Raw genomic sequence first — 21,929 nt, forward strand, 5'->3', positions numbered from 1 at the left:
GTGCGACCCCACGCGGGACGATCACCGGTTCGCGCGGGGTCCGGCCCCGCGGCTTGGTCAGAATCCGAGACGCTCGAGCAGCTCGTCGACCTGGGCCTGGTCCTGCACCACGTCGCTGCGCCCGGCCGGGTCGATCACCGGTCCGTTGAGCAGCCCGGCCGCCTGCTCGGGCTCGAGCACCTGCGCCGGCGCGGCCTCGATCAGCACCTGCAGCAGCTGGGTCTCGAGCGTGCGGGTGAGCTCGACCAGGCGCTTGATCACCTGTCCGGTGAGGTCTTGGAAGTCCTGCGCCATCATGATCTCGTGCAGCTGCGCGCCGGTGCTGCGCGCGCCGTCGCCCACCGTGCCGAGGAAGGCGCGCGTGTCGGCGGAGAGTTCGCGGAAGGCCTCGGGACTCAGGCGGCCGGCGTAGAGTTCGTCCCAGCGCGCGCACAGCGCATCGGCCCCGTTCGCGAGTTCCGTCTGGATCGGCCCTGCCACGTCGGTGGCGTTGAGCACCCGGCTGGCCGCCTGCTCGGTGGTGCGGGCGACGTAGGTGAGGCGCTGGCGCGCGTCGGGCACGGCCTCGGCCGCCCGGTGCAGCGTGGTGTCGAGGCCGAGCTCGCGCAGCGCGTCATGGACCTGGCGGGCGAGCTGGCCGAGACGGTTGTACACCACGCCCTCGCCAGCCGCCGCGCCGGCATTCTCGACCGTGCCGCCCGCAACCGGCGCCGCGGCGCCAGCCTGCTCGGCGACGGCGTCGAAGAGCGCCTGCAACTCGTCGTTATCCCCGGACTCGTCGACCGGCAGGATCGATGCCGCCGGCTCCGCACCCGCACCCGCCGCGGCGAAGGGGTCGGCGGCAATGCTGTCGAAGAGCGCCTGCAATTCGTCTGAATCGCCCATCGAGTCCACCTTGGACTTCTTGCTCATATCCATGCTCCGTCTGCGCTGCGGACGAGGTTCATGCCCGGCCGCGGCCCATCTTCTCGAAAATCTTCTCCAGCTTCTCGGCCAGCGTCGCCGCGGTGAAGGGCTTGACCACGTAGCCGCTGGCACCGGCCTGCGCGGCGGCGATGATGTTTTCCTTCTTGGCCTCGGCGGTGATCATCAGCACCGGCAGGTGCTTGAGCTCGGGCGTGCGGCGGATGCTCTGCAGCAGGGTCAGGCCGTCCATGTTGGGCATGTTCCAGTCGGTGACGACGAAGTCGTAGGGGCTGGACTTGAGCTTCTGCAGCGCCACCGCGCCGTCCTCGGCCTCGTCGACGTTGGCGAAGCCGAGCTCCTTCAACAGGTTGCGCACGATGCGGCGCATGGTCGAGAAATCGTCGACGACGAGGAAGCGGGTCTTGGGATCGGACATCAGATGTCTCCGGGTTCTTTGCCTGTTCGGTCAGGAAGTCCGACGCGCCCGTTGCAGCATCGGGCGGATGGTGTCGGCCAACACTTCGGCGTCGAATTTTGCCACGTAGGCGTCCACCCCGACCCGCGTGCCCATGGCGCGGTTGGCCTCGGACGACAGCGAGGAGTGCATGACCACCGGGATGCCGGCGAAGCGCGTGTCGCTCTTGATGCGGCGGGTGAGCACGTAGCCGTCCATCTCGGGCATCTCGGCGTCGAGCATGATGAGGTCGATCTCGTCGATCAGCCGGTGCCCGGTGTTCTCGGCGTGGGCGGCCAGGCTGTCGAGCCGCTTCCACGCCTCCATGCCGTTGGTCGCGTGCTTGTGGCGCACACCGAGGCGGTCGAGCACCTCGGTGATCTTGCGGCGCGCGACCATGGAGTCGTCGACGAAGAACACATTCACCTCGTGGCCGTTGCCGATCGGCGCGATGTCGCCGACCACCGCCTCGCCGAAGGTGTCGGCGAGGATGGACTCGACATCGAGGATCGACACCAGGCGGCCGTCGTCGAGCTCGGTGATCGCGGTGATGAAGCCCTGCGTGCCGGTCGACACGTTCTCGGGCGCACGCACGCGCTCCCAGTCCACGCGCACGATGCGGTCGACCGAATCGACCAGGAAACCGAGCGTGCGCTTGCTGTATTCGGTGACCATCATCGCCTCGCCGAGCGGCGCCCCCGCAGAGGTCAGCCCGAGGATGACGCCGAGCGAGAGCACCGGGATAACGTTTCCGCGCAGCGAGATCAGGCCCTCGACACCGCGCGGCATGTTGGGTGTGCGGGTGATGAAGGGCGTGCGCGAGACCTCGCGCACCTTGAAGACGTTGATGCCGAAATGCTCGCCGGTACCGAGCGAGAACAGCAGGATCTCCATGCGGTTCGAGCCGGCCAGCGTGGCGCGGCCATCGACCGCGTCGAACAGGGCGGATTCTTCGTGACGGTTGTGTTCCATGGCTCTTCCTCAGCGTCCGCTCGCGGCCTCGGCCATGCCGAGCAGCCGGGTCAGCACCTGGGACAGGCGCTGCGGTTCGAACTTGGACACGTATTCATCCACCCCGACAGAGAGGCCGAGCTGGTGGTTCGAGCTGCCCGACAGCGACGAGTGCATGATCACCGGGATGCCGGCGAAGCGGCGATCGGCCTTGATCTGGCGGGTGAGCATGAAGCCATCCATCTCGGGCATCTCGACGTCGGTCAGCACCAGGCTGACGAAATCGGCGACCTTGCGACCATTGGCCTCGGCGCGCGCCGCGACCCGGGAGAGTTCCTCCCAGGCCTGGCGGCCGTTGACCGCGCCGACGTGGCGCAGGCCCATGGCATCCAGGGTCTGGGAGATCTGCTTGCGCGCCACCGAGGAGTCGTCGGCGAAATACACCACGTGGGCATCGGCACCCGGCAGCGGCGCGATGTCGCGGAACAGGAAGGCGTCGTCGTAGCGCGAGGTCTCGGAGAGCACGCGCTCGACGTCGAGCATCATCACCAGGCGGCCGTCGGCGAGCGAAGTCACCGCGGTCACCAGCCCGCCCAGGCGCGCGGTGAGCATCTCGGGCGGCACCCGCATCTGCGACCAGTCCAGGCGCAGGATGGTGTCGACACCCTCGACCAGGAAGCCCTGGGTGTGGCCGTTGTACTCGGTGACGATCATGATCTCGCGCGCAGCATCGTCACCGACCCCGACGTAGCGGCCGAGATCGACCACCGGGACGAGCGCGCCGCGCAGGCTCACCATGCCCTGCACCGCGTCGGGCATGTCGGGCGCGGCGGTGATGGTCGGCCGGCGCATCACCTCGCGCACCTTGAAGACGTTGATGCCGTAAGTCTCGCGGCAGCCGCTGCGCGCGTCCACGCCGAGCGTGAACAGCAGGATCTCGAGCTTGTTGGTGCCGGCGAGCCGGGTGCGGGCGTCGATGTTCTTCAGCAGTTCGGACATGGCTGCAGCCTTGGATTCAATTGGGCGCCGGGACAATCCCCGGGCTTCCCCTCATATCGGCCGGATTGCGCCCGACTTGAGCACCGCCCGGCGGCGGCGTGGCGCCGGGCGCCTGCTGGCTGCGCATCGCCTCCTCGGCCGCACGGTTGAGCACCACGATGCTGATGCGTCGGTTCGCGGGGTCGAGCGGATCGCCCGGATTCAGGTGCGCGGTGTCGGCAAGGCCAACCACGCGCAGCATCTTGCCCGCCTCCAGCCCGCCCGCCACGAGCTCGCGGCGCGCGGCGTTGGCGCGGTTGGAGGACAGCTCCCAGTTCGAGAAGCCGCGCTCGCCGCCTGCGTATTGGGCCGAGTCCGTGTGGCCGGACATGCTGACACGGTTGTCGACATCGTTGAGCGCAGCGGCGATCTCGCGCAGCAGCTCGCGCGTATAGGGGCGCAACTCGGCGCTCGCCGAGGTGAACATCGGCCGGTTCTGCGCGTCGACCAGCTGTATCCGCAAGCCCTCGCTGACGATGTCGATGAGGAGCTGGTTCTTGAACTGGCGCAGCGAGGGGTTGGCCTCGATGACCGCCTCGAGCTTGCCCTTGAGGTCGATCAGGCGCGCGCGTTCACGGCGCTCGGCGATCGCCTGCGCGGTGGCCTCGGCCTCGCTCTTGACGCGCGCGGGCGCGGCGTCGAGATTGATCGCGCGCGTGCTGGGGGTGTCGCCCCTGCGCACCTGGCCGACCTTGCGCGAGAGGTCCTCGCCACCGCCCTTGATGATGCTCGAGCTGTCGCCGGTGCCTTCGCCGCCCTGCATGGCGAGCTTGAGCGGGTTCTGGAAGTAGTCGGCGATGCCCTCGAGGTCGCCCTGCGCGGTCGAGCCGAGCAGCCACATCAGCAGGAAGAAGGCCATCATCGCGGTGACGAAGTCCGCGTAGGCGATCTTCCATGCACCGCCGTGGTGGCCGCCACCGCCCTTCTTGATGCGCTTGACGACGATCGGTTGCTGGGTATCGTCGCTCATCGCGCAACTCCGCACGCCGGCGCAGGGCGCGGCGCCTGGGGACGACGGGAGTCAGGGACGCGGGGGCTCATCGCGTTCAGCCCTTGCGGTTCTTGATTTCCTGCTCGAGCTCGGCGAAGCCCGGGCGGTCGGTCGAGTACAGCACCTTGCGGCCGAACTCCACCGCGACCTGCGGCGCATAGCCGTTCATGCTCGCCAGCAGCACCACCTTGATGACCTGGTAGATCTTGCCGCTCTCCTCGACCTTCTGCTCGAGCTGGCTGGCGATCGGCGCGACGAAACCATACGAGACCAGGATGCCGAGGAAGGTGCCGACCAGCGCGCCGCCGATCATCTTGCCCAGCACCGCGGGCGGCTGACCCACCGAGCCCATCACGTTCACCACGCCCATCACCGCCACCACGATGCCGAAGGCGGGCACCGCATCGGCGACCTTGGAGACCACGTGCGGCGCCTGGTGCGCCTCCTGGTGGTGGGTCTCGATCTCCATGTCCATCAGGTTCTCGATCTCGAAGGCGTTGAGGTTGCCGCCCACCATCATGCGCAGGTAGTCGGTCATGAACTCGACCGCGTGATGGTCGGCGGCGACGCTCGGGTACTTGGAGAAGATCGGGCTGGAGTCGGGGTTCTCGATGTCGTTCTCGATCGACATCAGGCCTTCCTTGCGCACCTTGGCGAGGATCTCGAACAGCAGCGCGAGCAGGTCGACATAGAGCGCCTTGTTGTACTTCGAGCCCTTCACCGCCAGCGACAGCGAGCCGAGCGTGCCCTTGATCGCCTTCGGGCCGTTGCCGGCGACGAAGCCACCGATCATCAGGCCGATGATCGCGAGGTACTCCATGGGCACCCACAGCGCGGCCAGGCTGCCATGCACCGCGTAGGTGCCCAGCGAGGCGGCGAGGATGATGACGTAGCCGATGATCAGGAACACGGGGAAACTCCGAAGCGTTTCGCTGCGCCGCGCACGGACCGGCACGGCTCTCGCAGGGGATAACGGCGGCGGCGGGAGGAACTTGAACGCGCCGGGGCGCGACGCCACGCCGTGCGCGGACGTGACATGGGCCGCCTGTTTCCAGCGCGGCCCATGTAGGAACCTGCATGCGGGCCGGAGGGCCCGCCGGGGTCAGGCGACGACCGCCTTGCGGCTGGCGGCCGTCGTCTTGTGCGTGGGCGCGACCGCCTTGCGGGTGGTGGTCTTGCGGCGCGCGGAGCCGGCGCGCGAGGGCATGTTGCACAGGCCGCACACGTAGTCGTGCACCGGATCGTGGGCGTGGGCGACGAACTCGCCGCCGCAGCGGGTACACGCGGCCATCTGCAGCAGGTCGGCGTCGAAGAAGCGCACCAGGGTCCACGCGCGCGTGAGGCTCAGCGCGGGCTCGATCACGCCGGTCTCGATGTGGTCGAGATAGAGGTGATAGGACTTGAGGATCGCGTCCAGGCCGTGCACGCCGGCCGGGCCGGTGAAGTAGCGGTACAGGTTCATGAACAGCGAGGAATGCACGTTCGGTTGCCAGGTCATGAACCAGTCGGTGGAGAACGGCAGCATGCCCTTGGGGGGCGAGGCACCGCGGACTTCCTTGTAGATCCTGAGCAGCTTCTCGCGGCTCAGCCTGGTCTCGACCTCGAGCATCTGCATGCGCGCACCGAGTTGCACCATCTCGACCGCACGACGCACGTCGTCGGCCTCTTCGATCACACTCTTGTTCTTCATTCGGCACTCCTCAGCGCGCATCGGCCGCCGCCTTGCCGGCGGCGAGGATCGCCGCGTGCAGGCCCGCGCTGGCGGCATCCCGCCCTTCGCCCGCCATGAGCCGGGCCAACTGGGCATCGTCGAAGCGGAAGCAGGGCAGCAGCGTCGGACTGGACGCCATCCTGACCAGCTTGGCCGCCGACATCGACTCGATCAGGTCCGCGAAGGCCTCGCCGATCCCGAGCCGGAACAGCGCGGTCGCGCGGTCGTCGCGCAGCATCTGCTGTGCCAGCATCAGGTAGGCGAGGTTGAGTTCGCGGATTTCTTCCTGGAAGTCGGGGCGATCCATGGTTTTCCATCCCGCACGGGGATCAACGTCTGCAAGTTAAAGTAGTTTCTCAGGAGCGGCAAGCCGCTCCCCCCGGCTCCGTGCCGCATTTCACGCACAAGGTGTCGCCCCCGAACAACACCTGCCGGCGGGGCGGCCGCGCCTTCCCGCCGGCATTCAGCCCGCGCCGGACTGGAGCTGGAGTGCGGCGATGCAGTTGCGGCCACGCTGCTTGGCACGATACACGCTGTCGTCGGCACACTTGATCAGTGCATCGACGCTGCCCATGGCGGGCACGCGCATGGCCACGCCGACGCTGGCAGTGAGGAAGATCTGCGGGCCGCCGGTCTCGACCGGACTGGCCTGCACGGCCACGCGCAGGCGCTCCGCGACCAGCATCGCCGCCTTCAGGTCGGTATCGGGGCACAGCACCAGGAACTCGTCGCCACCGGTACGGCAGATCAGGTCCTGGGCGCGCAGCGCGCCACGCAGGGTCGCCGCGGCCTGGCGCAGGGCCATGTCGCCGACGTCGTGCCCATGGGTGTCGTTGATGGTCTTGAAGCCGTCGAGGTCGACGATCATGACCGAGAAGGCGCGACCGTGACGCGTCGCCGTGGCCCACTCGGCCTCCATCGCCTCGATCGCCCGACGGCGGTTGGGCAGACCGGTGAGCGGGTCGGTCAGCGCGGCCTCCTGCAGGCGGCGGTTCGAGATCGACAGCTCGGCGGCGAAATTGCGCAGTTCCTCGCGCTCGTGCTCGAGTTCCTGCTGCAGCACCAAGGTGCGCACGCAGGCACGCAGGCGCACGGTCAGCGCCGCACGTCGCAGCGGACGGACGAGGAAGTCGTCAACCCCGGCGCCGGAGGCGGCCAGCAGGCGCGCCTCGTCGTCGCTGCCGAGCATGCAGATCACGTACACGCCGCGTCCGAGGCGCATGTCGCGCAGGCCGCGCACCACCCGTTCCCCCTCCTCCGACCAGTCCGCGACCAGCAGTTGCGGCTGGACGTCGAGCGCGGCCTCGAGCGCGGCGTCCGCGCCCGCAGCAGTGAACGGGACGATCCCCGCGGCTTCGAGCTCGCCGCGCAACAGCTCGCGGTCCTCGCGCGCGCCGGCCACGACCAACGCACGCATCGGCTGCGGACCAGCGGCCTCGGCGGCCACCTTGGGCGCCTCGCCAACCGCATCCACCGCCGCGCTGCCCACCTCGGCGAAGCGGGGCGCGTCCTCGGTGCGGATCTGCAGCAGCTTGCCCCACTCCGCCCAGTCGCGCCCGACGCGCTCGCACAGCGAGACGAACTCGCCGCGCCCGAGGCCGAGGCGGCCCGCCAGGCGCAGCATCGGCGCCATCAGACGCACGTGCTCGGAATCGGGCGCGAGGCACAGCTGCGCCACCGCGCGCGCCAGCACGAGGCACTGCACGATCCCGGCCTCGCGCGAATCCTCCGCGTAGCCGGCCAGCTCGGGCTCTTCGTGGAAGCGCACCGGTTGCACCAGCGCGTCCGGCACCCCCCAGTCGGCAAGCATGGCGGCACCGAGCTCGCGGTGGTTCATCGCGAAGGCCTGGTCCTCGAGCACCACCTGCTGCAGGGCGGGATCGCGCTTGAGTTCCGCGAGCAGGCGGGAGAAGGCCTCGGGATAGAGGGTCGCGAGCGAGAGCTCGCCCACGCGAGCGAGCAGGCCGAGGCTGAACGCCTCGTCGGGTGCGACCACGCGCACGCGCTGGGTGAGCGCCTGCATCGAGATCGCCATCAGCAGCGCGGAGGACCAGAAACGCGGGTAGTCGAAGCCCTGGCAGGTACCCTTGCGGTAGGTCGACAGCAGCGAGAAGCCCAGCGCCAGCGTGCGCACGGCGGGCAGGCCGAGCACCATCAGCGCTTCCTGCACCGACACGATCGCGCGCCGGTTCTCCGCGATGAGGCCATTGGCCGCCTTGATCAGGCGCCCGACGAAGGCGGGATCGCCCTTGATCACGCGGCCGAGCTCGGCCAGCGAGACGTCGGGCGCCTGCGTGAGCCGGATGATCGCGAGCGCCACGCCGCGCGGCGAAGGCAGGTCTCCCGCCGCCTTGAGCTGCGCATATCGCTTCATGTCGATCGGTTGCGGCATCCCTTTACACTCCCTCGCTCGCTGTCGCCGGCCGATTCTGGCACAGAGCCCGCTTCATCGGCCGACTGGCGTCATTCTTTAGGCCGTGCTGCCGGCAGACGGGTCAAAGCAAGCTAGAATCGCCGAAAACCATTGTCCGCGACCATGAAATACTGCTCGAATTGCGGCGCCACCGTCGCCTTCCGCATCCCGCCCGGGGACACCCTTCCCCGCCACGTCTGCGAGCAGTGCGGCACCATCCACTACCAGAACCCCAAGTTGGTGGTGGGCGCGCTGGCCGAGTGGGAAGACCGCGTGCTGCTGTGCCGGCGTGCGATCGAGCCGCGCCACGGCATGTGGACGCTGCCGGCCGGCTTCATGGAGAACGAGGAAACCACCGCCCAGGCCGCCGCCCGCGAGACCCTGGAGGAGGCCTGCGCGCGCATCGAGGTGGGCGAGCTGTACACGCTGATCGACGTGCCGCACATCAGCCAGGTCCACATCATCTACCGCGCCCGCCTGCTCGACCTCGACTTCCGCCCCGGCGAGGAGTCGCTCGAGGTCGCGCTGCTGCGCGAGGACGAGATCCCCTGGGAGCGGATCGCCTTCCGTTCGATCGCGATCAGCCTGCGCCACTTCTTCGACGACCGTCGCAGCGGCCGCTGGCAGCTGCACACCGCCAGCCTCGCCCCGCCGCCACCGGATTGGCGCTGAGGCCCGGAGGCCCGGCCGATACATGCTCCCGCATCAGGGTTGATGCGGGACTCGGGCGCGGAGGATAATCCTGCAATTCCCTTCCGCGCGCGGATCATGACCAGCTACATCTTCGTCGTCATCGGCGCCGTCCTGGTGAACAACGTCGTACTCGTCCGCATCCTCGGGCTGTGCCCGTTCATGGGCGTGTCGAAAAAGCTCGAGACCGCCATCGGCATGGGCGCGGCCACGACCTTCGTGCTCACCGTCGGCGCCGGCACCAGTTACCTGATCGACCACTACCTGCTCCAGCCCTTCGATCTCGGCTACCTGCGCACGCTGGCCTTCATCGTCGTGATCGCGGCGATCGTCCAACTCACCGAGCTGATCATCCAGAAGACCAGCCCGCTGCTGCACCAGGTGCTGGGGATCTACCTGCCGCTGATCACCACCAACTGCGCCGTGCTCGGCGTGCCCCTGCTCAACGTCGGCTTGAAGCACGACCTGCTCGAATCCCTGTTGTTCGGCTTCGGCTCCTCGCTCGGTTTCACCCTCGCGCTCGTGCTGTTCGCCGGCATCCGCGAGCGCCTGGACGGCGCCGACGTGCCGATCGCCTTCAAGGGCACCGCGATCGCGATGATCACCGCCGGTTTCATGAGCCTCGCGTTCATGGGCTTCGCCGGCCTCGACCGCTTCCACTGAGGCCCGCTCCACCATGATCACCGCGATTCTCGTGATGGCCGGCATCGCCATCGTGCTCGGCCTCACCCTGGGCTACGCCGCGATCCGCTTCAAGGTCGAGGGCGACCCGCTGGTCGAGAAGATCGACGCCATCCTGCCGCAGACCCAGTGCGGCCAGTGCGGCTTCCCCGGCTGCAAGCCCTACGCCGAGGCGATCGCCAACGGCGAGGCCGACATCAACCAGTGTCCGCCCGGCGGCGAGGAGGGCGTGCGCAAGCTCGCCGACCTGCTCGGACGCGAGTTCAAGCCGCTCTCCGAAGAGCACGGTGTCGAGAAGCCGAAGTCGGTCGCGGTCATCGACGAGCAGGTCTGCATCGGCTGCACGCTGTGCATCCAGGCCTGTCCGGTGGATGCGATCGTGGGCGCGGCCAAGCAGATGCACACCGTGGTCGAGCCGCTGTGCACCGGCTGCGAGCTGTGCGTGGCGCCCTGCCCGGTCGATTGCATCGCGATGGTGCCGCTGGCCGAGACCGTGCACACATGGAAATGGAAATACCCGGTGGTCGAGATGCGGAGGGTCGCCTGATGCTGCGTGAGCTTTTTCGCTTCCATGGCGGCGTGAAGCCCGCAACCAACAAGAGCGCCTCGACGACCTCGCCGATCGCTAAGGCCCCCATCCCCGCGCGGCTGGTCGTCCCCCTGCACCAGAGCCTGGGCAGCCCCGCCATCGCCCTGGTCGAGCCCGGCCAGCGCGTGCTCAAGGGGGAACGCATCGGCGCGGCGGGCGGACGCCTGTCCGCCGCGATCCACGCACCCACCTCCGGCGTGGTGCGTGCGGTCGAGCCGGCGCTGGTCCCGCACGCCTCGGGCCTGCGCGAACCCGCGGTGATCATCGAGAGCGACGGCGAGGACCGCTGGGCCGAGCCCGAACACATCAACTACCGCATCACCCCGCCCGACGAGGTGCGCGACTTCGTGCGCGATGCCGGCGTGGTCGGCCTCGGCGGCGCGGTGTTCCCCACCCACCAGAAGATGCGCCCCGGCAGCGGCGGCAAGACCCGCACGCTGGTGCTCAACGGCGCCGAGTGCGAGCCCTTCATCACCTGCGACGACATGCTGATGCGCGAGCGCGCCGACGGCATCGTCTCCGGGGCCGCGATCCTGCGCCACATGCTGCAGGCCGAGGAAGTCCTGATCGGCATCGAGGACAACAAGCCCGAGGCGATCGCGGCGATGCGGCAGGCGGTCGCGGCGGCGGGCGAGCACATGGAAGTGGTCGCCGTCCCCACCCGCTATCCCGCCGGGGGCGCCAAGCAGCTGATCCGCGTGCTCACCGGCATCGAGGTGCCGCACGGCGAGCGCTCCACCGACTACGGGGTGCAGTGCTTCAACGTCGGCACCGCCTACAGCGTCCACGAGGCGCTCGAGCTCGGCCGCCCGCTGGTGTCGCGCATCGTCACGGTCGCGGGCAACGTCGAGCGCCCGGGCAACTACGAGGTCCTCATCGGCACGCCGATGGACGAGCTGGTGCGCCTGTGCGGCCCGCGCGCGGACACCCGCTTCCTCGTCATGGGCGGACCGATGATGGGCGTGCGCATGCCCGCCTTCGACGTGCCGGTGGTGAAGGCGACGAACTGCGTGCTCGCGGCCGACGACAAGCTTTTCCCGCCGGCTCCGCCCGAGCAACCCTGCATCCGCTGCACCGAGTGCGCCAAGGCCTGCCCGGTCGAGTTGCAGCCCTTCGAGCTGTACTGGTTCAGCCGCTCGAAGAATTTCGGCAAGGCACAGGAATACCACCTCTTCGACTGCATCGAGTGCGGCTGCTGCGCCTACGTGTGCCCCTCGCACATCCCGCTGGTCGACTACTACCGCTTCTCCAAGGGCGAGATCTGGGCGCGCGAGCGCGAGAAGGCGGCCGCGGACCAGGCACGCGAGCGCTTCGAGTTCCGCAACTTCCGCCAGGAGCGCGAGAAGGCCGAGAAGGCCGCCAAGCTCGCCGCCAAGGCGGCCGAGACGCGCGCCAAGCTGGCCGAGGCCGGCACGGCCGAAGCGCCGGCGGCGGCCGAGGCCCCCGCCGCGGAAGATCCCAAGAAGGCCCTGATCGCCGCCGCGCTCGCCCGTGCCAAGGCCCAGAAGGCCGAGATCCAGCCGCAGAACACCGACAACCTCAGCCCGCAGACGCAAGCCGAGATCGCCGACATCGAGACCCGCCGCAAGGCGCTCGAGGCGGCCGCAGTCCCGGCTTCGACCGCACCCGCGCCGCAAGCCGCCGACGCGGCGGACCTCCCCGACGAGCCTCGCCCCTGAGCCCCGCATGATCCACTCTCCCTACGTCCGCAAGGCGGTCAGCGTGCAGCGCACGATGGGCCTCGTGCTCCTCGCGCTGATCCCCGGAATCGTCGCCCACGCACTGCTCATCGGCCCCGGCGTGCTGGTGAACCTGGCGATCTCCACGATCACGGCGGTGGGCGCAGAGGCGCTGATGCTGCATCTGCGCAAGCGCCCGGTGGCGATCGCGGTGGGCGACCTCTCGGCCGTCGTCACCGCCTGGCTGGTCACCTTGTGCTTCCCGCCGATCGTGCCGTGGTGGCTCACGGTGTGCGGCGCCCTGGTGGCGATCGTGGCCGTCAAGCACCTCTATGGCGGCCTCGGCCAGAACCCGTTCAACCCGGCGATGATCGCCTACTGCTCGATGATCGTCGCCTTCCCGGCGCTGATGTCGCAGTGGCCGCCGGCCGGCCAGCTGTCCTTCGACACCCAGCTTGCGCTGATTCTCGGCGGAGCGCGCGACATCGACGGCATCACCGGCGCCACCGCGCTCGACGCCCTGCGCACCGGGCTGCGCTCGGGAACCCAGACCGTCGATGCGGTGCTGCAGGGCTCGGCCTTCGGCGCGCTCGGCGGGCGCGGCTGGGAGTGGATCTCGGTCGGCTATGTCGCCGGCGGCCTCTTCCTGCTCGCCAAGCGCATCATCACCTGGCACATGCCGCTCGCCTTCATCGGCGTGCTCGCCGGCATCTCGACCCTGTTCTGGCTGCTCGATCCGGGCCGCTTCGCCTCGCCGCTGTTCCATCTCGCCAGCGGCGGCGCGATGCTGGCGGCCTTCTTCATCGTCACCGACCCGGTCTCGGGTGCGACCACCCCGCGCGGCAAGCTGCTCTTCGCCGGCGGCATCGCGTTGATCGCCTGGCTGATCCGCAACTTCGGCGCCTACCCGGAGGGCATCGCCTTCGGGGTGCTGCTGATGAACATGTGCGTACCCCTGCTCGACATGAAGACCCAGCCGCCCGTCTTCGGTCACCACAAGGACGCGAAGGGAGGCGGCAAATGAGCGCGCGCTATTCCGCGACCCGCACCGCCCTGCGCACCGGGGCGATCATGGTGGTGTTCACGCTGGTGTTCACCGCCTTGATGGCCGCCACCCACCGTGTCACCCAGCCCGCGATCGAGGCCTCGGCACAGGATGCCCAGCGCCGCCTGATCGACGAGGTGCTGCCGCCCGGCAGCTACGACAACGACCTGCTCGCCGACGTGGTGCGCTTCGGTCCGGCGCCGCAGATCGGCATGGACGAAGGCGGGCGGGTGTGGCGCGCGCGCAAGGGTGGCGAGCCGGTGGCGCTGATCGCCGAGGGCGCGGCCACCGACGGCTACTCCGGACGCATCGCGCTGCTGGTGGCGGTCAATACCAACGGCCTGCTGTCGGGCGTGCGCGTCACCCAGCACAAGGAAACCCCGGGCCTGGGCGACTACATCGACCCGAAGAAGGACCGCCGCAAGGACATGCCCTGGATCGGCCAGTTCGCGATCGCCACCTGGAAGGACGTGAACACCGCCGCATGGACCGTGCGCAAGGACGGCGGCACCTTCGGCTACCGCACCGGCGCCACCATCAGCGCCCGCGCCGTGGTGCGCGCGGCCGGACGCAGCACGGCGTTCGTGGTCGAACGCATGGACGCGCTCTTCGCCGCCCCCTCCGGCGGCGTGCTGGGAGAATGAGCATGAGCCCGCAACAATTCCGCGAGATCGCCTGGAACGGCCTGTGGAAGCAGAACACCGGCCTGGCGCAGCTGCTCGGCCTGTGCCCGATCCTCGCGATCAGCACCAGCATGGTCAATGCGGTCAGCCTCGGGCTGGCCACCATCCTCGTGATGGCGATGTCCAACCTCGCCGTGTCGGCGCTGCGCAACTTCATCCCCTACGAGATCCGCATCCCGGTCTTCGTCCTGATCATCGCCGCGCTGGTCACCGTGGTGGATCTCTCCTTCAACGCCTTCTTCCACGACCTCTACCTGGTGCTCGGCATCTTCATCCCGCTGATCGTCACCAACTGCATCGTGCTCGCGCGCGTCGAGGCCTATGCGGCCAAGAACGACCCGCTCACCTCGACGGTGGACGGCATCATGATGGGCATCGGCCTGGTGTGGGTGCTCGCGGTGCTCGGCGGCATGCGCGAGCTGCTCGGCGCCGGCACGCTGTTCTCGGGCATCGAGATGATCCTCCCCGGCGCCTCGGCGTGGAACGTGTTCGGCGACGGCTACCCCGGTTTCCTGATCGCCATCCTGCCGCCCGGCGCATTCTTCGCGCTCGGCGTGCTGATCGCCGCATTCAACGCCATCAACGTGCGCCTGGCGGCGCGCGCGCGGCGCAATCCGCCACCCGCGCCGACACAGACAGCCGAGCCGAAAGAAGACGCTGCCGAGCCGGCCGCCGCGGGCTGAGGACGCGCATGGCAGCGATGAAGCGCGAGGCGATCCGCGAGTTTTTCCGCCGCCTGCACGAGGCCGAACCGCACCCGCAGACCGAACTCGAGTACGCGTCGCCCTATCAGTTGCTGGTCGCGGTGGTGCTGTCCGCCCAGGCCACCGATCGCAGCGTCAATCTGGCCACGCGCAAGCTGTTCGCGCTCGCCCCCACGCCCGAGGCCATGGTCTCGCTCGGCGAGGAAGGCATCGCCGAGTGCATCAAGAGCATCGGCCTGTTCCGCAACAAGGCGAAGAACACCCTCGCGCTGTCGCGCCTGCTGCTCGAACGCCACGGCGGCGAGGTGCCGGCGGTGCGCGAGGCGCTCGAAGCCCTGCCCGGCGTCGGCCGCAAGACCGCCAACGTGGTGCTCAACACCGTCTTCCGCCAGCCGGCGATGGCGGTCGACACCCACATCTTTCGCCTCGCCAACCGCACCGGGCTGGCCCCGGGCAAGGATGTGCTGGAGGTCGAGAAGGCGCTGCTGCGGCGCGTGCCGAAGGACTACCTGCTCGACGCCCACCACTGGCTGATCCTGCATGGCCGCTACGTGTGCACCGCGCGCAAGCCCAAGTGCGGCGAGTGCGGCGTGCGCGACCTGTGCCTGTGCCGCGACAAGACCGACTGAAACCCGACGCGGACGCCCGCCGGCGCGCGCTGCGCCCGCACCGCACCCGCGCCCGAACACCCCGCGCCCGAGTGCGCAAGAGAACCGAGGACCCGACATGTTCAACCCCAGCCGCGACCAGGTGCGCAGCTTCTTCATCGACACCTGGCGCAAGGCGCGCGCCAAGGAAGTGCTGACGCCGATGGAGACCATCGCCGCCGACATCATCGCGCTCCACCCCGAGTACCACGCCGTGGTCGAGGACCCGGAGGCGGTGCACCGCGACTTTCCGCCCGAGGCCGGGCAGATCAACCCCTTCCTGCACCTGTCGCTGCACCTGGCCATCGAGGAGCAGCTTTCGATCGACCAGCCGCCCGGCATCCGCGCCGCCTTCGAGGCCGCCTGCCAGCACCGCGGCGACCGTCACGACGCCATGCACGACGCGCTCGAGTGCCTCGGCGAGATGCTCTTCGACGCCCAGCGCAAGGGCACCCCGCCCGACGGCGCGGCCTACGTCGGCGCGCTGCGCAAGCGCGCCGGGCTGGCGCTCTGAACGCAGCCCGATCGGACGCCGTTCGCCCTCCGCGCCTCGCCCTGCACGCGGGCGAGGCGCTAGAATGATCGCTTTCGGACGAATGGATCGGGCCCGCCTCGACGAGGCCCGGGGCCGATCCCGGCCCACGCCCCGCCCACCTCATTCCCGCCCCCCTTCTTCCTCGAAGAATCCCCGCTCCCCAGGAGGTCTCCATGCCCGGTCTGCTCACCCACGTCGATCCCGATGGCCTGCTCGAATACTCGGTGGTCTATACCGACCGCTCGCTCAACCACATGTCGCAGGCCTTCCAGGGCGTCATGCGCGAGCTCTCGGCGACGCTGAAGAAGGTCTACCACGCCCACGCCGTCGCCATCGTCCCCGGCAGCGGCACCTTCGGCATGGAAGCGGTCGCGCGCCAGTTCGCCACCGGCCGGAAGACCCTGGTGATCCGCAACGGCTGGTTCAGCTACCGGTGGACGCAGATCTTCGAGATGGGCGACATCCCCGCCGAATCCGTGGTGCTCAAGGCCCGCCAGGTGCGCGACGAGGCGCAGGCGCCCTTCGTCCCGGCGCCGATCGACGAGGTCGTTGCGGCGATCCGCCAGCACCGCCCCGACGTGGTGTTCGCCCCGCACGTCGAGACCTCGGCCGGCATGATGCTTCCCGACGACTACCTGCGCGCGGTGGCCGACGCCACCCACGCGGTCGGCGGCCTCTTCGTGCTCGACTGCATCGCCTCGGGCACGATCTGGGTGGACATGGACGCCACCGGCGTCGACGTGCTGGTGAGCGCGCCGCAGAAGGGCTGGAGCGCCTCGCCGTGCTGCGCGATGGTCATGCTGAGCGCCGCCGCGCGCGAGCGCATCGAGGGCACCACCAGCACCAGCTTCGCCTGCGACCTCAAGAAGTGGCTGCAGATCATGGAAGCCTACGAGGGCGGCGCCCACGCCTACCACGCCACCATGCCCACCGACGGCCTGGTCACGCTGCGCAACGTGATGCGCGAGACCGAGGCCTACGGCTTCGACAAGGTCAAGGCCGAGCAGGTGGAACTCGGCGCTGGCGTGCGTGCGCTGCTCGAGGCGCGCGGCTTCCCGAGCGTGGCCGCCGCGGGCTTCCAGGCCCCGGGCGTGGTGGTGAGCTTCACCACCGACGACGGCATCAAGACCGGCGCCAAGTTCGCCGCCGCCGGCCTGCAGGTCGCCGCCGGCGTGCCGCTCGCCTGCGACGAGCGTCCCGACTACAAGAGCTTCCGCGTCGGCCTGTTCGGGCTCGACAAGCTGCACAACGTCGCGCGCACCGTCGCCACGCTGGAGAAGGCGCTCGATCAGGTCGGCTGATCGGGCTCGCCCCACCCGACCGGGGGGCCACTCGCCCGAGACCCGACGCCGCATGCGCGCCAGTCCGGGCGCATCAGCTCACCGGCAAACGCCACCCTTGCGGTGGCGTTTGCGCGTCAGCGTGTCAGGGCACATTGCGCGCGCAGTCGTTCGACGGTGTCGGGCTCGCCGCGCAGCCTGAAGACCGCCCCTTCATCCTCCGCCCTTTCCTCCAGCACCTCGCAGTTGGCGTAGATCTCCTTGCGCAGCTGCTGCGCCGACCACGGCAAGAGCAGCTCCGCCTCGACCAGATCCTGCTGGAAGAACGCCACGATCGTCTGCCGCAGCCTGGCCACCTCATCCGGCCGGCGCGCGCTCATGACGATGCAGCCGGGGTATTTCGCGCGCAGCGCGGCCTCGCATTCGGCCTGCGCCGCAGCGTCGCCGACATGGTCGATCTTGTTGAAGACACGGATGCGCGGCAGCTCGTCGGCGCCGATTTCCTGCAGGACGCTGTCGGTGACCTCGAGCTGGCGCTCGAAGCCGGGATCGCTGGCGTCGATGACGTGCAGCAGCAGGCCGGCGTCCAGCGCTTCGTCCAGGGTGGACTTGAACGAGGCCACCAGGCCGTGCGGCAGGTTCTTGATGAAGCCGACGGTGTCGCTGACCAGCACGCGCGGCACGCTCTCGGGGTAGAGCGTGCGCACGGTGGTGTCGAGCGTGGCGAAGAGCTTGTTGGCGACCAGCACCTCGCTGCCCGTGAGCGCGCGCATCAGCGTGGATTTGCCCGCATTGGTGTAGCCGACCAGCGCCACGCTGGCCGGGCTCTGGCGACCCTGGCGGCGCGCGCGCTGGGTCTTGCGCTCGGCCTCCATCGCGACGATCTCCAGTTGCAGCTCGGCGATGCGGTCGCGAATCTTGCGGCGATCGAGCTCGGTATGCGACTCGCCCGCACCGCGACCGCCCACGCCGCTGCGCTGCCGTCCCTGCGGCCCGGCGAGCTTGGCGGCTTCGCGCAGGCGCGGCGCCATGTAGCCCAGGCGGGCGATCTCCACCTGCGCCTTGGCCGCGCGCGAGCGCGCGTTGCGGTGGAAGATCTCGAGGATGACCATGGTCCGGTCCATCACCTCGCAGCCGGTCTCGAGCTCGAGGTTGCGCGCCTGCGAGGGCGAGATCTCGTGGTCGACCAGCAGGGCCTCGATCGCGCCGGTGCGCGGCACGGTGTCCGTCGGCGCCGCGTCGAAGCCGGCCTGCGCGGCCACGAACTCGCGGACCTCCTGACGCTTGCCGACCCCCAGATAGCCGGTGGTGTCGAAACCCGCACGCTTCTGGGTGAAGGTGTGGACCACCCGGTAGCCGAGGGTTTTCGCCAGTTCGCGCAACTCGGCGAGCGAAGCTTCGAACTCGGCATCGCTGACGTTGGGGCGTTGCACCGAGGCGACGATGGCCTTCCGGGGTTCGTCGGCGAGGTCTGTTTGCATTCAGGGCGCTTCTATCGAGGGATGAGGGGTGCGATGGTAACCCGCCGCGCCACTGCCCTGCGACGATCGCCGCCCCATCCCCGCCGCCGCTCAGCGCCCGCCGCCCGCATCCAGGTCGGTGAGGATGGGGCAATCCGGGCGTGCGTCACCATGGCAATGCGCCGCAAGGGTGCGCAGCGTATCCACCATCCCCTGCAGCTCGGCGATCTTGCGTTCGAGCGCGGCGACGTGCCCGAGCGCGATGCGCTTGACGTCCGCGCTCGCCCGCCCCTGGTCGCGCCACAGCGCGAGCAGGTCGCCGATATCCGCCAGCGAGAAGCCCAGGTCGCGCGCGCGGCGGATGAAGCGCAGCACGTGAACGTCCTCGCCGGTGTAAGCGCGGTAGCCCACGTCGGTCCGCCGCGCCGCCGCCACCAGGCCGATCGACTCGTAGTAGCGGATCATCTTCGCCGACACGCCGGAGGCGGCGGCCGCCTTGCCGATATTCATGCTGTTCTCCATGTGCCGCTCGCGCCTCCCAGTCGCCGGCATCCAAGCGGAGTGCCCGGCCATGCGATGCACCGACGCCCTGCGCATGCCGCGTAGGAGCGACGCAAGTCGCGATTGCAGCGGCGGAAACACCGCGGCGCGGAGAGGAGCGCCGGATCGCGACTCGCGTCGCTCCTACACAAACCACCGTGCATCCAAAGCACTGCGACTTCCCGCACGCAGCTTGATGCGCGGCTCGCCGCGGCCCGTGGCCTGCACTCACCCGGCCGTCTGCGGCGCGTCGGCGGCGAAGCGGCGCAGGCGCAGGGCGTTGCCGAGCACGAACACGCTCGACATCGACATCGCCGCCGCGGCGAACACCGGCGACAGCAGCGCGCCGAAGGCCGGGTAGAACACCCCCGCGGCGAGCGGGATCAGCGCGCTGTTGTAGGCGAAGGCCCAGAACAGGTTCTGGCCGATGTTGCGCATGGTCGCGCGCGACAGCGCGATCGCGCGCGGCACGCCCGTCAGGTCGCCCGACATCAGCACCACGTCGGCGCTCTCGATCGCCACGTCGGTGCCGGTGCCGATCGCGATGCCGACGTCGGCCTCGGCGAGCGCGGGCGCGTCGTTGATGCCGTCGCCGACGAAGGCGACGCGGCGCCGGGCGCCCACCTCCGTCGAACCGCCAGCGCCGGACATCGGCTCGACCGGGCCTGCGCCCGCCGCTGCGGTCGAGGCTTCACCGCGGCCGTCTCCCTCCGCCAGCCTGCGCAGCGCAGCCACCTTGCCGTCGGGCAGCACCTCCGCGACAACCTCGTCGATCCCCGCCTGGCGGGCGATCGCGCGCGCAGTGCGCGCGTTGTCGCCGGTGATCATCGCGACCTTCAGCCCCATGACGTGGAGCGCCCTCACCGCCGCGACCGAGCTCGGCTTGAGCGGGTCGGCCACTGCAAGGATGGCGGCGAGGCGGCCGTCGATCGCGGCATAGAGCGGCGACTTGCCCTCGTCGGCGAGGCGAGCCGCGGTGGCGGCGAACACGTCCGGCTCCAGCCCCAGCCGGCGCATCAGGCGGTCGGCGCCGACCTCGACGCGCTGCCCGCCCACCCGTGCGCGCACACCGTAGCCGGGCTCGGCCCCGAAGCCCTCCGCGGCGGCGATATCCAGCCCTTCCGCACGCGCCGCGACGACGATGGCCTCGGCGATCGGATGCTCCGAGGCACGCTCGACCGCCGCCACGCATGCGAGCACGTCGGCACGCGCAAAGCCCTCGGCAACCACCAGGTCGGTGAGCTGCGGCTTGCCGACGGTGAGCGTGCCAGTCTTGTCCAGCGCCACCACGGCCGCGTCTCGCAGCAGCTGCAGCGCGTCGCCCTTGCGGAACAGCACGCCCATCTGCGCCGCGCGCCCGGTGGCGACCATGATCGAGGTCGGCGTCGCCAGCCCCATCGCGCACGGGCAGGCGACGATCAGCACCGCCACCGCATTCACCAGCGCGAAGGTGAGCACCGGCACATCCGCCGGAAGCCAGGCGGCCCCGAACAACAGCCAGGCGAGGAAGGTGAGCGCCGCCACCCCCATCACCACCGGCACGAACACCATCGTCACCTTGTCGACCAGGGCCTGGATCGGCAACTTGGCGCCCTGCGCCGCCTCGACCATGCGGATGATCTGCGCGAGCACGGTGTCCGCCCCCACCCGGGTGGCGCGGAAGGCGAAGGCGCCGCGGGTGTTGAGCGTGCCGCCGACCACGGTCGCACCGGCGCCCTTCTCCACCGGCACCGGCTCGCCGGTGATCATCGACTCGTCCACGAAGGACGCACCCTCGACCACCTCGCCATCGACCGCCACCTTCTCGCCCGGGCGCACCTCCACCACGTCGCCCACCGCGACCTCGGCGATCGGCAGCTCCACCACCCCGGCGTCGCGCCGCACGCGCGCGGTGCGCGGCTGGATGCGCATCAGGCGGCGGATCGCGTCGCTGGTGCGGCCGCGCGCGCGCGCCTCGAGCAGGCGCCCGAGCAGGATCAGGGTGATGATCACCGCCGCGGCCTCGAAATACACATTGACCGTACCCGCCGGCAGCAGCGCGGGCGCGAACAAGGCCACCACCGAGTAGCCCCAGGCCGCCGAGGTGCCCACCGCCACCAGCGCGTTCATGTCCGGCGCGCCGCGCAGCAGCGCGGGCACGCCCTTGCGGAAGAAGCGCAGCCCGGGCCCGAACATCACCGCGCTGGTCAGTACGAACTGCAGCAGCCAGCTCTCGCGGTGGCCGATCGTGGCCATGACCCAGTCGTGCATGCCGGGGATCAGGTGCGCGCCCATCTCGAGCACGAACACCGGCAGGGTGAGCGCGAGCGCGATCCACACCGCACGTCGCAGCGCCGCCTCCTCGGCCGCGGCGTCGGCCTCGCGCACCCCCTCGCCCACCTCCGCCGCCGGACGCGCGCCGAAGCCCGCCTTCTGCACTGCCTCCACCAGGGCCGCGGTCGGCACGCCGCCGGCGAGCTCGACGTGGGCGCGGCGCGCGGCCAGGTTCACATTGGCCGTCACCACCCCGGGCACGCGCTGCAGCACCTTCTCGACGCGGCCCACGCAGGCCGCGCAGCTCATGCCCTCGATGTCGAGCTCGAGGGTGTCGCGCCGCACCTCGTAGCCGGCCTTATCGACCGCGGCGATCAGCGCCGACAGCGGCACCGCCGCCGGAGCCGTCACGGTGGCGGTCTCGGTGGCCAGGTTGACGCTGGCGGCCTGCACGCCCTCGACCTTCAGCAAGGCCTTCTCGACGTGGGCGACACAGGAGGCGCAGTTCATGCCGGCGATGGCGAGGGTGCGCACCGCAGCGGCGGGCGAGACAGTCCGGGGGGTGTTCATGGTGTCCATCCAGTACGGAACCGGGATAGTCCGCACTGTAGACCTTGCCAACGTGGGAAGGTCAACCCGACCTCCGCGGTCGCCACGCCAAGCGGGCTCGTGCCCGTGA

At 69.9% G+C, this 21,929-nt stretch carries 22 protein-coding genes; 10 read left to right on the forward strand and 12 right to left on the reverse strand.

Going from position 1 to position 21,929, the window contains the following annotated elements; genetic code table 11:
- Positions 1 to 57: 57 nt before the first annotated feature.
- From cheZ to ACZ5PP_RS07795, 9 genes are all read right to left on the reverse strand, one after another.
- Positions 58 to 912, reverse strand: a complete 855-nt coding sequence (gene cheZ / locus ACZ5PP_RS07755) for a protein phosphatase CheZ (RefSeq protein ID WP_004309319.1) — start codon at positions 910 to 912, stop codon at positions 58 to 60.
- Positions 913 to 943: 31 nt separating this feature from the next.
- Positions 944 to 1,342: a chemotaxis response regulator CheY gene (cheY, locus tag ACZ5PP_RS07760; protein ID WP_004309318.1), complete on the reverse strand. Its 399-nt coding sequence runs from the start codon at positions 1,340 to 1,342 to the stop codon at positions 944 to 946.
- Positions 1,343 to 1,372: 30 nt separating this feature from the next.
- Positions 1,373 to 2,332 carry a chemotaxis protein gene (locus ACZ5PP_RS07765; protein ID WP_004309317.1) on the reverse strand — a complete coding sequence of 320 codons (960 nt, stop codon included), beginning with the start codon at positions 2,330 to 2,332 and terminating at the stop codon, positions 1,373 to 1,375.
- Positions 2,333 to 2,341: 9 nt separating this feature from the next.
- Positions 2,342 to 3,310, reverse strand: a complete 969-nt coding sequence (locus ACZ5PP_RS07770; RefSeq protein ID WP_004309316.1) for a chemotaxis protein — start codon at positions 3,308 to 3,310, stop codon at positions 2,342 to 2,344.
- 16 nt (positions 3,311 to 3,326) lie between these two features.
- Positions 3,327 to 4,319, reverse strand: a complete 993-nt coding sequence (motB, locus tag ACZ5PP_RS07775; RefSeq protein WP_004309315.1) for a flagellar motor protein MotB — start codon at positions 4,317 to 4,319, stop codon at positions 3,327 to 3,329.
- Between the two features lie 76 nt (positions 4,320 to 4,395).
- A complete protein-coding gene (motA, locus tag ACZ5PP_RS07780) occupies positions 4,396 to 5,250 on the reverse strand; it encodes a flagellar motor stator protein MotA (RefSeq protein ID WP_004309314.1) in 855 nt (284 codons plus the stop codon).
- A 192-nt stretch (positions 5,251 to 5,442) separates the two neighbouring features.
- Entirely contained in the window at positions 5,443 to 6,030 is a 588-nt protein-coding gene (gene flhC, locus ACZ5PP_RS07785) for a flagellar transcriptional regulator FlhC (protein ID WP_004309313.1), read from the reverse strand.
- A gap of 10 nt (positions 6,031 to 6,040) precedes the next feature.
- Positions 6,041 to 6,358 (reverse strand): flagellar transcriptional regulator FlhD, encoded by a 318-nt coding sequence (flhD, locus tag ACZ5PP_RS07790; RefSeq protein ID WP_004309312.1) that lies wholly within the window; start codon positions 6,356 to 6,358, stop codon positions 6,041 to 6,043.
- Positions 6,359 to 6,514: 156 nt separating this feature from the next.
- Positions 6,515 to 8,443 (reverse strand): diguanylate cyclase, encoded by a 1,929-nt coding sequence (locus tag ACZ5PP_RS07795; protein ID WP_004309311.1) that lies wholly within the window; start codon positions 8,441 to 8,443, stop codon positions 6,515 to 6,517.
- A gap of 144 nt (positions 8,444 to 8,587) precedes the next feature.
- On the opposite strand from ACZ5PP_RS07795, the gene ACZ5PP_RS07800 reads away from it, so the two are divergent.
- The 10 genes from ACZ5PP_RS07800 to ACZ5PP_RS07845 all read left to right on the forward strand — a co-directional run bounded on the left by ACZ5PP_RS07800 (position 8,588) and on the right by ACZ5PP_RS07845 (position 17,018).
- Positions 8,588 to 9,136 carry an NUDIX hydrolase gene (locus ACZ5PP_RS07800; protein ID WP_004309310.1) on the forward strand — a complete coding sequence of 183 codons (549 nt, stop codon included), beginning with the start codon at positions 8,588 to 8,590 and terminating at the stop codon, positions 9,134 to 9,136.
- A 96-nt stretch (positions 9,137 to 9,232) separates the two neighbouring features.
- The gene (gene rsxA, locus ACZ5PP_RS07805; RefSeq protein ID WP_004309308.1) at positions 9,233 to 9,817 is read left to right on the forward strand and encodes an electron transport complex subunit RsxA; all 585 of its coding nucleotides are present in this window, start codon (positions 9,233 to 9,235) and stop codon (positions 9,815 to 9,817) included.
- Between the two features lie 13 nt (positions 9,818 to 9,830).
- Positions 9,831 to 10,382 (forward strand): electron transport complex subunit RsxB, encoded by a 552-nt coding sequence (gene rsxB / locus ACZ5PP_RS07810; protein ID WP_004309306.1) that lies wholly within the window; start codon positions 9,831 to 9,833, stop codon positions 10,380 to 10,382.
- Positions 10,382 to 12,103 carry an electron transport complex subunit RsxC gene (gene rsxC / locus ACZ5PP_RS07815; RefSeq protein WP_004309304.1) on the forward strand — a complete coding sequence of 574 codons (1,722 nt, stop codon included), beginning with the start codon at positions 10,382 to 10,384 and terminating at the stop codon, positions 12,101 to 12,103. The genes rsxB and rsxC overlap by 1 nt, the downstream gene beginning before the upstream one ends.
- Before the next feature lie 7 nt (positions 12,104 to 12,110).
- Positions 12,111 to 13,127, forward strand: a complete 1,017-nt coding sequence (locus ACZ5PP_RS07820) for an RnfABCDGE type electron transport complex subunit D (RefSeq protein WP_004309303.1) — start codon at positions 12,111 to 12,113, stop codon at positions 13,125 to 13,127.
- Positions 13,124 to 13,792 carry an RnfABCDGE type electron transport complex subunit G gene (locus ACZ5PP_RS07825; RefSeq protein ID WP_004309301.1) on the forward strand — a complete coding sequence of 223 codons (669 nt, stop codon included), beginning with the start codon at positions 13,124 to 13,126 and terminating at the stop codon, positions 13,790 to 13,792. The genes ACZ5PP_RS07820 and ACZ5PP_RS07825 overlap by 4 nt, the downstream gene beginning before the upstream one ends.
- A 2-nt stretch (positions 13,793 to 13,794) precedes the next feature.
- A complete protein-coding gene (locus ACZ5PP_RS07830) occupies positions 13,795 to 14,514 on the forward strand; it encodes an electron transport complex subunit E (protein ID WP_012585872.1) in 720 nt (239 codons plus the stop codon).
- A gap of 17 nt (positions 14,515 to 14,531) precedes the next feature.
- The gene (gene nth / locus ACZ5PP_RS07835) at positions 14,532 to 15,164 is read left to right on the forward strand and encodes an endonuclease III (RefSeq protein WP_004309297.1); all 633 of its coding nucleotides are present in this window, start codon (positions 14,532 to 14,534) and stop codon (positions 15,162 to 15,164) included.
- Between the two features lie 97 nt (positions 15,165 to 15,261).
- Positions 15,262 to 15,696, forward strand: coding sequence for a DUF1841 family protein (locus tag ACZ5PP_RS07840; protein ID WP_004309293.1), 435 nt, complete (start codon positions 15,262 to 15,264; stop codon positions 15,694 to 15,696).
- 194 nt (positions 15,697 to 15,890) lie between these two features.
- Positions 15,891 to 17,018, forward strand: a complete 1,128-nt coding sequence (locus ACZ5PP_RS07845; RefSeq protein WP_004309292.1) for an aminotransferase class V-fold PLP-dependent enzyme — start codon at positions 15,891 to 15,893, stop codon at positions 17,016 to 17,018.
- 116 nt (positions 17,019 to 17,134) lie between these two features.
- Here ACZ5PP_RS07845 and hflX read toward each other — a convergent pair whose 3' ends face one another.
- The 3 genes from hflX to ACZ5PP_RS07860 form a co-directional block, all read right to left on the reverse strand.
- Positions 17,135 to 18,478: a GTPase HflX gene (hflX, locus tag ACZ5PP_RS07850; protein WP_004309290.1), complete on the reverse strand. Its 1,344-nt coding sequence runs from the start codon at positions 18,476 to 18,478 to the stop codon at positions 17,135 to 17,137.
- Between the two features lie 90 nt (positions 18,479 to 18,568).
- Complete coding sequence (cueR, locus tag ACZ5PP_RS07855) at positions 18,569 to 18,967, reverse strand: Cu(I)-responsive transcriptional regulator (RefSeq protein WP_004309288.1); 399 nt, start codon at positions 18,965 to 18,967, stop codon at positions 18,569 to 18,571.
- A 258-nt stretch (positions 18,968 to 19,225) separates the two neighbouring features.
- Positions 19,226 to 21,820 (reverse strand): heavy metal translocating P-type ATPase, encoded by a 2,595-nt coding sequence (locus ACZ5PP_RS07860; RefSeq protein WP_043743751.1) that lies wholly within the window; start codon positions 21,818 to 21,820, stop codon positions 19,226 to 19,228.
- Positions 21,821 to 21,929: the final 109 nt, after the last annotated feature.

Source organism: Thauera sp. DNT-1, from assembly GCF_055393985.1.